This window comes from Arthrobacter sp. UKPF54-2 (assembly GCF_007858535.1).
Classification (GTDB): domain Bacteria; phylum Actinomycetota; class Actinomycetes; order Actinomycetales; family Micrococcaceae; genus Arthrobacter.
The window spans coordinates 25,504-39,201 of record NZ_CP040174.1 but is presented as its reverse complement, the minus strand read 5'-3'; the positions used below and the strand labels follow the sequence as shown (position 1 = coordinate 39,201).

13 protein-coding genes are annotated in these 13,698 nt (G+C 68.1%); 11 read left to right on the top strand and 2 right to left on the bottom strand.

Annotated elements, in window-relative coordinates:
- Positions 1–55: 55 nt before the first annotated feature.
- Complete coding sequence (locus E7Y32_RS00190; RefSeq protein WP_138769841.1) at positions 56–463, bottom strand: hypothetical protein; 408 nt, start codon at positions 461–463, stop codon at positions 56–58.
- Positions 464–605: 142 nt separating this feature from the next.
- Between E7Y32_RS00190 and E7Y32_RS00185 the strand changes: the two genes are divergently transcribed.
- From E7Y32_RS00185 to E7Y32_RS00140, 10 genes are all read left to right on the top strand, one after another.
- Positions 606–1,319 carry an HD domain-containing protein gene (locus tag E7Y32_RS00185; protein ID WP_146335280.1) on the top strand — a complete coding sequence of 238 codons (714 nt, stop codon included), beginning with the start codon at positions 606–608 and terminating at the stop codon, positions 1,317–1,319.
- Between the two features lie 67 nt (positions 1,320–1,386).
- Entirely contained in the window at positions 1,387–2,238 is an 852-nt protein-coding gene (locus E7Y32_RS00180) for an IclR family transcriptional regulator (protein ID WP_146335279.1), read from the top strand.
- Between the two features lie 92 nt (positions 2,239–2,330).
- Entirely contained in the window at positions 2,331–3,608 is a 1,278-nt protein-coding gene (locus E7Y32_RS00175) for a cytochrome P450 (RefSeq protein WP_146335278.1), read from the top strand.
- A gap of 5 nt (positions 3,609–3,613) precedes the next feature.
- Positions 3,614–4,669, top strand: a complete 1,056-nt coding sequence (locus E7Y32_RS00170) for a PEP/pyruvate-binding domain-containing protein (RefSeq protein ID WP_146335277.1) — start codon at positions 3,614–3,616, stop codon at positions 4,667–4,669.
- A 65-nt stretch (positions 4,670–4,734) separates the two neighbouring features.
- Positions 4,735–6,609: a PEP-utilizing enzyme gene (locus E7Y32_RS00165; RefSeq protein WP_146335276.1), complete on the top strand. Its 1,875-nt coding sequence runs from the start codon at positions 4,735–4,737 to the stop codon at positions 6,607–6,609.
- On the top strand, positions 6,602–7,375 hold the full coding sequence (locus tag E7Y32_RS00160) for an SDR family NAD(P)-dependent oxidoreductase (RefSeq protein ID WP_146335275.1): 774 nt from the start codon (positions 6,602–6,604) through the stop codon (positions 7,373–7,375). The genes E7Y32_RS00165 and E7Y32_RS00160 overlap by 8 nt, the downstream gene beginning before the upstream one ends.
- Positions 7,376–7,421: 46 nt before the next feature.
- A complete protein-coding gene (locus tag E7Y32_RS00155) occupies positions 7,422–7,742 on the top strand; it encodes a 2Fe-2S iron-sulfur cluster-binding protein (RefSeq protein ID WP_146335274.1) in 321 nt (106 codons plus the stop codon).
- Between the two features lie 2 nt (positions 7,743–7,744).
- Complete coding sequence (locus E7Y32_RS00150; RefSeq protein ID WP_146335273.1) at positions 7,745–9,061, top strand: NAD(P)/FAD-dependent oxidoreductase; 1,317 nt, start codon at positions 7,745–7,747, stop codon at positions 9,059–9,061.
- A 41-nt stretch (positions 9,062–9,102) separates the two neighbouring features.
- Complete coding sequence (locus E7Y32_RS00145; RefSeq protein WP_146335272.1) at positions 9,103–9,876, top strand: HD domain-containing protein; 774 nt, start codon at positions 9,103–9,105, stop codon at positions 9,874–9,876.
- Positions 9,873–11,393 carry an aldehyde dehydrogenase family protein gene (locus E7Y32_RS00140; protein ID WP_146335271.1) on the top strand — a complete coding sequence of 507 codons (1,521 nt, stop codon included), beginning with the start codon at positions 9,873–9,875 and terminating at the stop codon, positions 11,391–11,393. Before E7Y32_RS00145 ends, E7Y32_RS00140 begins: the two co-directional genes overlap by 4 nt.
- Positions 11,394–11,433: 40 nt before the next feature.
- Here the strand turns inward: E7Y32_RS00140 and E7Y32_RS00135 are convergent, their stop codons facing one another.
- On the bottom strand, positions 11,434–12,657 hold the full coding sequence (locus E7Y32_RS00135; protein WP_146335270.1) for a multidrug effflux MFS transporter: 1,224 nt from the start codon (positions 12,655–12,657) through the stop codon (positions 11,434–11,436).
- A gap of 140 nt (positions 12,658–12,797) precedes the next feature.
- Here E7Y32_RS00135 and E7Y32_RS00130 point away from each other — a divergent pair, with 140 nt between their 5' ends.
- Entirely contained in the window at positions 12,798–13,694 is an 897-nt protein-coding gene (locus E7Y32_RS00130) for a phage holin family protein (protein ID WP_146335269.1), read from the top strand.
- The last annotated feature ends 4 nt before the right edge of the window (positions 13,695–13,698 follow it).

Sequence of the window (13,698 nt, the reverse complement as noted above, 5' to 3'; positions counted from 1 at the left end):
GCGGCCGGTAATTCACCGGCTGCGGGGCCCTTTTTCTTGCCCGGGATGACAGGTGCTAGACGAAGAACATCTCGACCTGGAGGAAGCGCTCTGCCTCCGCTACAGCCGCCCGGAACGCCTCGTCCTCCGTGGGGGACTGCCGGGGCTCCCGGGGGTGCCACTCGTGCGCCGAGGAGTGCACCCGGGTGAAACCGCCGCGCGGAGGGGCGTAGAAGATGCCAAAGCGCTGCACGGGCCATTCGGCGGAGGTCTCAGGGGCCACCAGGAGCGCGGAGTCGTAGGCGGGGTTGTACCACTGGGCGATCGGCCGGCGCCGGTCCTCGGTGAACAGCCCGGCCGCGAAGAGCGCCGCCGACTGCGGGCTGGTCTGGGAGCACAGCCGCTCCCACCACAGGGGCAGAATGCCGTCGTCGCACCGCTGCCACGTGGCCGGTAGGGGAGGAGGGTCCTGCCAGTCAGGCACAGAACAACTTTATCGCCCGCCGTCTGCTGCGAACAGGGCAGCGCGGTCCCGGGCCGGGCACTCCCCGCGGCGTTTCCGGCTGTGTTCCGGTGAGTGGAAGATTGTTCTTGCCCCGGCCCAGTTATCGGCCACTGTTGGAGGTATGACGAAAATGAGGGCCGCCGCCAACCACTACGGACGGGACGTCGCCGACAGTGTCCAGGCGGATCCGGACGGAGTGATCGCGCTGGACCCCCAACTGTCCGCGATCTGGGACCGCGCGGCCCCTTTTCTCCAGGTGCGGGACAACGACGCCCACACGCTCTACGCGTTCGGGCTTGCCCGGGCCTTGCTGGACTCGCACCCAGAGGCCGACGCCGGCGTCGTGCTGCCGGCCATCATGCTCCATGACGTGGGCTGGTCGCAGGTTCCCCCGGGGGACGTCCTGCAGGCGATCGCCCCGGGCGGCGGGAGGCCGGACCTGGTGCTGCTGCACGAGAAAGAGGGGGCCCGGCTGGCGGCCGGCATCCTCACGGCGAGCGGCTACGATCCCGGGAAGGTCCCGGCCATCCTGGACATCATCGACGGACACGACTCCCGCAGTGAGGCCCTTTCCATCGAGGACGCCATTGTCAAGGATGCGGACAAGACCTGGCGGCTCAGCCCACACGGCATCGACACGGTCATGGACTGGTTCGGCCTGGACCGCGGGCAGGCGCTGCGGCTCTGCAGCCAGCGCGTCCATGGCCACCTGTTCACCGCCGAGGCCCGGTCCATCGCGCGGGCCCTGTCCGCCCTGGAATCGGTGACCCTCTGGCCGCAGCGGCAGCGCCTGCTGGACGGGCCCGCCCTCGAAGGTACCGGGAGCAGCCGCTGAGGCGTCCATGCCGGTCTAGACTCGATTCCGGACGCCCTGGGGGCGCCACGGAACTGAGGAGGTCACCATGGCAGGCGGCAGCCGCGACCCCGGACGCACCGTCACGTCAAAGGTGTTGGCCATCCTGGAGGCATTTGAGACCTCCCGCGGCGCACTGAGCCTGACGGACATCGCGGAGAAATCCGGCCTCCCGTTGAGTACCGCGCACCGGCTGGTCAACGAACTCACGGACTGGGGATTCCTCTCGCGCGAGCCCAACGGACGGTACCAGCTCGGCATCCGGCTGTGGGAACTTGCCCAAAACACCGGACGGCAGCTGCGCGACGCCGCCCGGCCGTTTGTCCAGGACCTGTTCTCGCTGACCGGCGAGACTGCGCACCTGGCGGTCCGGGCCGGCCATGACGTGCTCTACATCGACAGGGTCTACGGCTCCAAGCGGGTCCCCCGGGCATCCCGCGTCGGAGGCAGGCTACCCATGCACGCCACCGCCGTCGGCAAGGTCATCCTGGCCTTCGAGGAGGATTGGGTCCGCGACGCGTACCTTCATCGGGAGTTGGAGCGGCCCACGGCCCACACCCACATCGACCCCAGGAAACTCGCCGCGGAACTGGACCAGATCCGCGCGACCGGCTACGCCACCACCTTGGAGGAAGTGCGACTGGGCTCGTGTTCCATCGCCGTCCCGGTCTTCCACACGGGCAGGATCGGGGCCGCGATCGGCCTGGTGCTGCCCACGTCCCAGGCTGCCACCATGACCAGGCACCTTCCGGTCCTGAGAGGAATATCCGGCCAAATCGAGCGGGCCACCGCACGGATCCCGCTGGAAACCCTCATCGGGGTCCACCGGGCGGCCCCGAACACCGGGAACGCCGACGGCGGTCCCCGCGGCCACCACATCACTTCCGCTGAGCGGAAGTAACGCCTGTGCACGGCTGGTGATCTGGACCACACTGGTGACAAGAAGCCCCGGCACCTGACGGCGCCGGTCGGAGCAATTCACTAGGAGACCTCATGTCATCGTCGACTGAAACGGCCGGACGCTGTCCGTTCGGCCACGGCGCGGAAGCCCCCGCCGGTCACCACGGCTACGAGCCGTTCCAGATGAAGCATCCCTTCGGCGCCTACGCCGAACTCCGGGCCGAGCAGCCGGTCATGTTCGATGAGCGGACGGGCCTCTACGTTGTGTCCCGCTATGACGACATCAAGGCCGTCTTCGAGGACTGGGAGACCTTCTCCAGCGAGAACGCCCAGGCCCCGGTCCGGGAACGCGGTGCCGCGGCCAAGAAAATCATGGAGGACGGCGGATTCACCGCTTACTCGGGCCTGTCCGCCCGGCGCCCGCCGGAGCACACCCGGATCCGCGCCGTGGTCCAGAAAGCCTTCACACCCCGCCGCTACAAGGCGCTGGAACCTTTCATCCGGCAGAACGTCGTCGGGCTGCTCGAGACGATGCTTTCCCGGGCGGAACAGCGCGGCGACATGGTCAAGGACCTCGCCTACGATGTCCCGACCATCACCATCCTCACACTGATCGGCGCGGACGTGTCCCAGGTGGACACGTTCAAGCGCTGGAGCGACTCCCGCGCGGCGATGACCTGGGGCGACCTCAGCGACGAGGAACAGATTCCGCACGCCCACAACCTGGTCGAGTACTGGCAGGAATGCCTGCGCCTGGTCCGGGTGGCGCACGAGGAAGGCGGCGACAACCTCACCGCGGACCTGGTCAAGGCACAGCAGGACGGCGCAGAAATCTCGGACCACGAGATCGCGTCGGTCCTCTACAGCCTGCTCTTTGCAGGCCACGAGACCACCACCACGCTGATCTCCAACGCCCTCCGCGAACTCCTGGCCCGTCCCGAGCAGTGGAACCAGCTCGTGGAAGACCCCAAAAAGATCCCCGCCGCCATCGACGAGGTCCTCCGCTACGCGGGCTCCATTGTCGGTTGGCGCCGCAAAGCGCTCAAGGACACCGAAGTCGGCGGCGTAGCGATCGAAAAGGGGTCCCAGCTGCTGCTCCTGATGGGCTCCGCCAACCGCGACGAAACCAAGTTCGACGCCGGCGAGGACTTCGACATCACCCGCCCCAACGCCCGCGAGCACCTCTCCTTCGGGTTCGGCATCCACTACTGCCTGGGCAATATGCTCGCCAAGCTCCAGGCCAAAATCGCGCTGGAGGAAGTGGCACGGCTCGCCCCGGGACTGCAGCTGGAGCACCCGGAAGCCATCGCCTTCCGCGAAAACCTCTCCTTCCGCGTCCCCGAGACCGTCCCCGTCAGCTGGAAGGCCTGATAACTATGGACAGCAACGAATACATCCAATTCTTCGACGGCGGCATCGAACCCAAGCTCGAAAACCTCGGCGGCAAGGGCGCGTCCCTGGTGACCATGACCTCCGCCGGCATGCCGGTCCCGCCGGGCTTTGTGGTCACCACGGCCCAGTTCGACACCTTCATGGAGGAAGCCGGGATCACCAAGCACATCCACCAGCTCCTCGCCGGCCTTGATCCCGACGACATGGCCCAGGTGGACAAGGTCTCCGCCGCCATCCGCGAGGACATTTGCTCCCGCCCGGTTCCGCCGGCACTGCGCGAGCTCACCATCACCGCCTACGAATCCCTGATGTCGCGTTTCGGGGCACCGGTCCCCGTGGCCGTGCGGTCCAGCGCCACTGCCGAGGACCTCCCGGAGGCCTCCTTCGCCGGCCAGCAGGATACCTACCTCTGGCTCGACGGCGTCAAGGCCGTCACCGAGCACATCCGGCGGTGCTGGGCCTCGCTCTTTACCTCCCGGGCCATCATCTACCGGCTCAAGAACGGCATCCCCAACGAAGGCCTGTCGATGGCGGTCGTGGTGCAAAAGATGGCCAACGCCCGCGTCTCCGGCGTGGCGATCACCATGGATCCCACCAACGGCGACCGCTCCAAAATCACGATCGACTCCTCCTACGGGGTCGGCGAGATGGTGGTCTCCGGCCAGGTCACCCCCGACAACATCATGCTGGACAAGGTCACGCTGGCAGTCGTCTCCGACCACCTCGGCGACAAACACGCCGAGCTCGTCCCGGACACCGCGGCCGGCCGCCTGGTGGAACGCGAGGTCGACGCCGAACGCCGCGGCCGGCGCAGCCTCAGCGACGCCGAGCTCACCGCCGTCGCCCAGATGGCCAAGCGCGCCGAGAAGCACTACAAGTGCCCGCAGGACATCGAATGGGCCCTCGACGCCGACCTGCCCGACGGCGAGAACCTGCTCCTGCTGCAGTCCCGGCCCGAAACCGTGCACTCCTCCAAGCCCACCGTGCCCTCTGCCGTCGCCGGCGGAGGCTATTTCAGCGGACTCAGCCCCGCCAGCTAATCCAGCAAGATTTGACCCGCTCCATCACCCTGGCTCAACGCCGAGCCCGAATTGAAAGGACCGCCATGTCCCCGAAGTCCTTCCCCAAGCCCTCCGAGCTGCCGGTTCCCGCCGGAGCCGAGGGCTGGGAAAAGATCTACCCGTACTATTTGGTCTTCCAGGACAAGCTCAAGGAGCAGGAAGACGCCAAGTTCTGGTTCTGCGACAGCCAGCACTGGCCCACCGTGTTCAAGCCCTTCGAGACGATCGGCGGCGAGTTCGCGGTCAAGTGCCTGGGCCAGTACAACGCCCGGCACCTGATGATCCCCAACGCCAACGGGATCGAATTCCGTGTGCACCTCGGCTACCTGTACATGTCGCCCATTCCCGTTCCGGAGGACCAGATCGCCGCCCGTGTCTCTCTGTTCGAACAGCGCGTGGGCCACTACTTCCAGAACTGGGAACAGCTCCTGAAGCAGTGGCACGTCAAGGTCAAGGGCACCATCGACGAAATGGAAACCATCTCCTTTCCCCGGCTCCCGGACATGGTCCCGATGGAGGACATCCTCTCCGGCAAGGGCAAGGACGGCTCGGAGAAGCTGCTGGACAGCTACGACCGGCTGATCCAGCTGGCCTACCAGAACTGGCAGTACCACTTCGAGTTCCTCAACCTCGGCTACATCGCCTACCTGGACTTCTTCAACTTCTGCAAGCAGGTGTTTCCCAACATCCCCGACCAGTCCATCGCCACCATGGTGCAGGGCGTGGACATGGAACTCTTCCGCCCGGACGACGAGCTCAAGCAGCTCGCCAAGCTCGCCGTCGAACTGCGCCTGCAGCCGCACTTTTCCAACACCGACGACGTCGACGCCACCCTCGCTGCCATCGCCGCCGCCCCGGGCGGGGACCGCTGGACGGCCCAGTACGAGGCCGCCAAGGACCCGTGGTTCAACTTCACGGTCGGCAACGGCTTCTACGGCCACGACAAGTACTGGAACGAACACCAGGAAATCCCGCTGGGCTACATCGCGGACTACATCCGCCGCGTGGATGACGGCCAGGAGATCATGCGCCCGGTCGAGGCCCTGATCGCTGAGCGTGACCGCATCATCGAGGAATACCGCGAGCTGCTCGAAGGCGAAAACCAGGCGCTCTTCGACGCCAAGCGCGGGCTCGCCGCCACCGCCTACCCGTACGTGGAAAACCACAACTTCTACATCGAGCACTGGACCATGGGCGTCTTCTGGCGCAAGATCCGTGAACTGTCCCGCATGATGCAGGCCGAGGGTTTCTGGACCGAACCGGACGACCTGCTCTATCTGGGCCGCAACGAGGTCCGCGACGCTCTGTTCGACCTCGTGACGGGGTGGGGCGTCGGCGCCAAACCGATCGGTCCGGACTACTGGCCGGCGGAGATCGAACGCCGCCGCGGCATCGTGGACGCGCTCAAGACCGCCCGGCCGGCGCCGGCGCTGAACACGCCGCCGGAGATCATCACCGAACCCTTCACCCGGATGCTCTGGGGCATCACCACCGAGCAGGTCCAGCAGTGGCTGGGCGCGGGCGAAGAGGTTGAGGGCGGCGGCCTGCGCGGTATGGCAGCCTCACCCGGCGTCGTCGAGGGCCTGGCACGCGTCGTCACCGACGCGGATCAGCTCTCCGAGGTCCAGCAGGGCGAGATCCTCGTCGCCACCGTCACGGCACCGTCCTGGGGACCGATCTTCGGCAAGATCAAGGCCACTGTCACCGACATCGGCGGCATGATGAGCCACGCGGCCATCGTGTGCCGCGAATACGGGCTGCCGGCCGTCACCGGGACCGGTTCCGGGTCCACCACGATCAAAACCGGCCAGCGGCTGCGGGTGGACGGCACCAAGGGCACCGTCCAGATCCTCGACGACGAACCCGAACTGCTGGTGGCCGGACCGGGCGCCCATAGTCACAGCCACAGCCATGTCTGATCCGCAGTTGGACGGCGTGGGCCAGCCTGCCCGTACCGTCCTGATCACCGGTGCCGCAGGCGGCCTGGGCCGGGCGTTCGCGCTCGGCTTCGGCCGCCGCGGCTACCGCGTGGCGGTTGCCGACATCAACCTCGAAGGCGCCGAGCAGACAGCGAAGCTCGTCCGCGAAGCCGGTGCCGAAGCGGCCGCCTTCGAAGCGGACGTCACCAGCCTCGACTCCACCGAGGCCCTGGCGAAGAGCTGCGCGGAGTTCGGCAACGGGAGCATCGACGTCGTCGTCAACAACGCCGCCGTGTACGCAGGGGTGACCCGCAGCCCGTTCGAAGACATCGACCCGGCCGAATGGGACCTCGTCATGAACGTGAACCTTAAGGGCCCCTGGCTGGTCACCCGGGCCGCGAGCCCGTATCTGCGCGAAGGCGGTCGCGTCATCAACCTCTCCAGCGCCACCATCTTCAGCGGCTCGGAACAGTGGCTGCACTATGTCGCCTCCAAGGGCGGCGTGGTGGCCCTGACCCGGGTGATGGCCAAGGAACTGGGCCGGCGGGGGATCACGGTCAACGCGATCGCCCCCGGCTTTACCCTTACCGAAGCCAGCTACGGGCTGATGGAGGACGCCGAGAACTACGGTGTGGACCGCGGCGCGATCAAGCGGGCCAGCCAGCCGGAGGACATCGTGGGTGCGGCGCTCTTCCTGTCCGGGCCGGACAGTTCCTACTACACGGGCCAGACCATGGTGGTTGACGGCGGCCGCCAGTTCATCTGACCGCCTCCGCCACCGCCCTACGTACCGATTTATCCAAGGAGTTCCTATGCCAACCGTTCATTTCACCGACGCCGAAGGCGCTGTCCGCGACGTTCAGGGCAACGCCGGCGACTCCGTCATGGAGACCGCGGTCCGCAACGGCGTGCCCGGCATCGTCGCCGAATGCGGCGGCTCGCTGTCCTGCGCCACCTGCCACGTGTTCGTCCGCGAGGACTGCCTCCCGCAGCTCCCGCCGATGGAGGACATGGAGGATGAGATGCTCTACGGCACCGCCGTGGACCGCGAGGACAACTCCCGGCTCTCCTGCCAGCTCCGCCTGACGGACGAGCTCGAACTGTTCGTCACCACCCCGGAAACGCAGGTGTAGCCATGGCCGCCCATGCTGCCGCGGCGGAGCAGACGTCCGCCGGCCCAGGACCGCACGCCGAGAGCCCCACCCGCACCGGCCTGCTGATCATTGGCGCCAGCCAGTCCGGCGTCCAGCTCGCGGTGTCCCTCCGGGCCCTCGGCTTCGATGAGCACATCACCCTGCTCGGGGACGAGGACCACCGGCCCTACCAGCGCCCGGCCCTGTCCAAGGAGTTCCTGCAGGGCGCGGTGGAGAGCGAATCCCTGATTTTCCGCTCCAATGAATACTGGGCCGAGCACAACGTGGAGCTGGTCAAGGGCGAATACATCGTCCGGATCGACAAGGACCCGGACGGTTCGGGAGTGGCGCACTCCGCGTCCGGGAAGCAGTTCCCCTTCAAACGGCTAGCCCTCACGGTCGGCGCCCGCGCCAGGAAACTGGAGATCGACGGCGGGGACCTCGAGGGGGTGCTGTACCTCCGCAACGCCGACGACGCCCTGGCCCTCAAGGCCCGGGTGGGGGACGCGCAGGACGTGGTGGTGATCGGCGGCGGGTTCATCGGCCTCGAAGCCGCGTCGAGCCTGCAGAAGATGGGGAAAAACGTCACGGTGCTGGAATTCGGCCCGCGGCTGGTGGGCCGCGCCGTCGGCGAGGAGACAGCCGAGTACTTCCTCCAGGCCCACCGGAGCCGGGGCCTGGACATCCGGCTCAACACCAGCGCCAAACGCTTCACTTCCGACGACGGCGCTGCTGTCGCCGGCGTCGAACTCCAGGACGGCACCGTGCTGCCGGCACAGATCGTGCTGGTCGGGATCGGCGTCGTCCCCAATACCCAACTGGCCGAACAGCTCGGCCTCGCGGTGGACAACGGAATCGTCGTGGACCGTTTCGCGCTGGCCTCGGACGGCACCACGGTGGCGATCGGCGACTGCGCCAACATGCCCAACCCCGTGCCCGGCTCGGAACCGGGGGAGCGGATCCGACTCGAAAGCGTCAACAACGCGATCGAACACGCCAAGGTGGCGGCCTACTCGCTCACCGGCCGGCGCGAGGAATACGCCGGCATCCCGTGGTTCTGGTCCAACCAGGCCGACCTCAAACTCCAGATCGCCGGTCTCTGCAACGGCTACGACCAGACCGTCCTGCGGCGGGACGAGGACCGCGGGAAATTCAGCGTCCTCTACTACCGCAAGGGCCAGGTCATCGCCGCGGACTGCGTCAACGCCCCGCTCGACTTCATGGCGGTCAAAAACGCGCTGGCCAAGGGCCAGAACATCCCGGCCGACGCCGCCGGGGACCCGGCCACACCCCTCAAGACGATCACCACGGACAGCTAACTGCACTCAAACTGTCAGTCGGCCCCACCCGAAGGAGCACCATGACCACCCCCAAGACCCCGGTTGCCGAGGCCGGCCCTGCCAACCCGGCATCCGACCATCCCGAGGCCCCTGATTCCGCAACTGTTGATCCCGCGGCTGCGCGCTTCGCCGCCGCGTACCCGGTCCGGCCCGTCCCGGCGACGGGACCGGTGGACACTGCCCCGATCGCCACCACCCCGGCGGCGCTCGCGGAACTCGACGGACTCTGGCGGGCCGTGGTGCACGAGACCCGCACCCGCGGCAACGACATCCACCTGCCGATCTCGCTCGCCTTCGCCGAGCGGCTGTGCCGCGCCTACCCCGACGCCGACGCCGAACTGGTCCGGGTCGCCACCCTGCTGCACGACACCGGCTGGGCCCACGTGGACGAATCCCGGATCATCTCCGAGGGCTTCGCGGGGGACTGGCGCAAGGCCGCCATCCGCTACGAACACGAAAAGCAAGGCTGCGACGTCGCCCGCCGGGTGCTGCCGGACCTGGGCTACGACGCGGACTTCATCGAGCGGATCTGCGCCATCATCGACGGCCACGACACCCGCCCGGAGGCGCACTCCCTCGAAGACGCGTTGATGCGCGACGCCGACCGGCTGTGGCGCTTCGACCAGGCCGGGATCGCATTGGCTTCCTCCTGGTTCGGGATGGACCCGGCCACGTACACCGACCGGCTGGCCACGGAAATCGTTCCCGAGCTCATCACCCAGGCCGCCCACGACATGGCCGCGGCGGACCTGAACCGTTCCACTGCCCTGCTGAAGACCGCGGTGATCCGGTGACTGCCGCCACACACGACGCCGCCGCCCTCGCAGCGCGGGCCGCGCTGAGCCTGCCGTACACGCACGTGGACGACATCTTCGTCGACGGCGCCTGGATCCCGGCGCGCGGAACCGGCCGCAACCCGGTCACCGACCCCGCCACCGGCGAAGTCTGGGGCTCCGTCCCGGACGGAACCCTCGACGACGTCGACGCCGCCGTCGCCTCCGCCCGCGCGGCCTTCGACGTCGGCGCGTGGCCGCGGCTGGCGCCGTCCGAGCGGGCCGCCTATCTGCTGCGCATCGCCGAGGAAGTCGAGAAACGCGCCGGGGAACTGTCGCTGACCAACACCCGCGAGAACGGCTCGCCGGTGGCCGAATCCGGCGGGGCTGCCGCCAACGCCGCCGGCATTTTCCGCTACTTCGCCACTTTGGCCGACTACCTCGAGCGCGAGGACGTGCGGGCTTTCCCCAAGGGCGGCGGCGAATCCGTGGTCCGGCGTGAACCGATCGGCGTGTGCGCGCTGATCGCGCCCTGGAACTTCCCGATCAACCTCGTGGTCATCAAGCTCGCCCCCGCGCTGCTGGCCGGCTGCACCGTGGTCATCAAACCGGCGTCGCCCACGCCGCTGTCGCTGCGGGTGATCATCGAGGCGGTGGCCGCCGCCGGCGTTCCGGCCGGCGTCGTTAACCTCGTCACCGGGTCAGGCCGGCTGGGAGATGCGCTGGTGAAGCACCCGGGCGTGGACAAGGTCGCGTTCACCGGCTCAACCCCCGTGGGCCGGAAGATCGCGGCTGCCTGCGGCGAACTGCTGCGCCCCGTCACCTTGGAACTTGGCGGGAAATCCAGCGCGATCGTCCTGCCCGACGCGGACCTGGACGCCATGTCCAAAGTCCTGATCCGCTCCTCCATGCGCAACACCGGCCAGACCTGCTACATCTCCACCCGCATCCTGGCCCCCGCCAGCCGGTACGAGGAAGTGGTGGACATGGTCACCCGGACCATCGCGGCAGGCAAGCAGGGCGACCCGCTGGACCCGGACACGGTCTTTGGGCCCTGCGCCACGGAATCCCAGTACCGGACTGTGCTGGAATACGTTGAATCGGGGCTGGCCGAGGGCGCCCGTGCCACCACCGGGGGCCGGGCGGCCGCCCTGGGCGGCGGACTGGAGGGCGGCTACTTCGTGGAACCCACAGTGTTCGCCGACGTCACCCCGCAGATGCGGATTTCCCGGGAGGAGATCTTCGGCCCGGTGATCTGCATCCTGAAATACGACGACGCCGGCGGCAGCGTTGAGGAAGCCATTGAACTGGCCAACAACACGGAGTTCGGCCTCGGCGGGCTGGTGTTCGGGCAGGATCCGGAGGCGGCGCTGGCCGTCGCGGACCGGATGGATACCGGCTCGGTGGGCATCAACTTCTTTGCCTCCAACCACGCCGCGCCCTTCGGCGGCCGGCACGACTCCGGCTTGGGCACGGAGTATGGAGTCGAGGGCCTGACCGCTTATCTGAGCTACAAGTCCATCCACCGCAAGCCTTAGCCCGTTGCGGGTCCGGCCCCGGCGGTGGAACCTGCCGGGGTCAGTGGATGGACGGCACGGTCCGGGGCCGGACGATGAGCCACAGGGCCGCGGCGGCCAGCAGGATGCAGCCGGCCTGGACCGCGCCCATCGGCGTTGCGGAGCCGAGGCCCAACCAGCCGACCACGGGGGAGATGATGCCGGCCATCAGGAACGTCGCCGCACCCAGCAGGGAGGCGGCGGTCCCGGCCTGCGCCCCGTGCTTGGCCAGGGCCAGCACCTGAACGCACGGGAAGGTGAACCCGGCGCCCAGGATGTAGAACCAGAGCGGCACCATCACGCCCCACAGCCCGAAGCCCAGCTGGTCGAACGCCACAATCAGCAGGGCCATCAGGAACATCCACGCCGTCGAGCAGGCCAGGATCCACTGCGGCGGGACGCGCTTGATCAGCCGGGAGCTGGTCTGCACGCCCGCCACGATACCCAGCGAGTTGACCCCGAACAGCAGGCCGTACTGCTGCGGCGAGAAGCCGTAGACATCCTGGAACAGGAACGGCGAGGCCGAGAGGTACGTGAAGAGGCCGCCGAAGTTCATCCCGCCCAGCAGCAGCAGGCCCACGAAGATCCGGTCGGCGAACAGGACGCCGTAGCGCTGGCGCGCCGTCAGCCCGGTGGTGCCGCGCATTTCCCGGGGGAGGGTCTCGCGCACCACGAAGAGGGCGGCGATGATCACGCAGCTCCCGTAGCCGGCAAGGAAAAAGAAGATCCCCGGCCACGGCATCAGCAGCAGCAGCTGCGACCCGATCACCGGTGCCAGGATCGGGGCCAGGCCGTTGACGAGCGCCATCCGCGAGAACATCCGCACCATCGCGTAGCCGCTGAACAGGTCCCGCACCATCGCCATCGCCACCACGCCGCCGCCGGCCGCGCCGATGCCCATCAGCACCCGGAACAGGCCCAGCGTGGCGATGTCCGTGGACAGGGCGGCGCCGAGGGACGCCCCGATGTGCACGGCGGTGGCCAGGATCAGCGGAAGGCGGCGCCCGAACTTGTCACTGAGTGGACCCACCACCAGCTGGCCCAAGGCGAAGCCGACCGTCGTGCCGGTCAGCGTCAGCTGCACCGCGGCCTCGGTCACCCCCAGGCTCGCCTCCAGGGCCGGGAACGCCGGCAGGTAAAGGTCCACCGTGAACGGACCAAGGGCCGTCAGGGCGCCCAGCATCAGGATATAGAGGAGCTTGCGGCGGCGGCTGAGGGAGTCCCCGGGATTGCTGGGTGTATGCACAGGAGCCAATCCTAGGCCCGCGCGGCCCGCCGCGCCGCCGTCCGTACCCTGAATGATAGTTTTGACACTTGGGGATGCGTGAGGCCGCGCAGGCCCGGCAATCCAGCGCAATCGTAGATGGAACCAGTGAGGCGGCACAGATGAGCGGACGGCACACCGGCAGGACAAACGGAGGGCTGCGCCTTTCGGCGCTGCCCAAGACCCTGAAACTGATCTTCAAGCTCGCACCCCGGCAGCTCAACGATGAAATTGCCTTCGCCAAGGTCGAGCTGAAGCGCAAGGGCATCCAGCTCGGCGTCGCCGCCGCCTTCTTCGCCGTCGCCCTGGTCTTTGTCGCCTTCCTGGTCATCGGCCTCATCGTGGCCGCCATCATGGGGCTGGCCACCATCATGCCGGCCTGGCTCGCCGCCCTCCTGGTCTGCGCCGCCTTCCTCGTGATTGCGCTGATTGTGGGCCTGATCGGCTACGGCCGGTTCAAGAAGGCCATGCCGCTGATGCCGGAAGAAACGATCCGCGGCCTCAAGTACGATCTCGGCATCGCGAAGGAAGGCTCCTCCTTCGACGCCGCCGTCCTGGACCCCAAGTCCCCGCAGGCCAAGGCTGCCAAGGCCGCCAAGGAAGAGGCCGCCGCCAAGGCCAAGGCAGAGAAGGAAGCGAAGAAGGCCGCCGAGCAGCCCGACCTCGGCCCCGCCCCCACCGAGGCCGATCTGCGCCGCCGCCTCGACCAACGCCGCCGCCACCTCACCGGGGTCCGCGACGAACTCGGCGAGGAACTCGACGTCAAGACCCAGGCCCAGGCCCTGCTCGCCGCCACCGCGCACCGGCTCGAGGACGGCAAGGACCTGGTGGACGACCGGATCGCCGCCTTCCGCAACCACGCAGACGCGGCGGCCGCGCCGAAGACGGCCGGCGGTTCCGCCGCAACCGGCGGCTCCAAAGCCGCGGCCGAGCTCGGCAAGCGCTGGAAACCGCTGGCCGCCCTGGCCGCGTCAACTGCCACCTTTGTCTTCCTCCTGCGCCGGCTGCTCAAGGGCTAGGCAA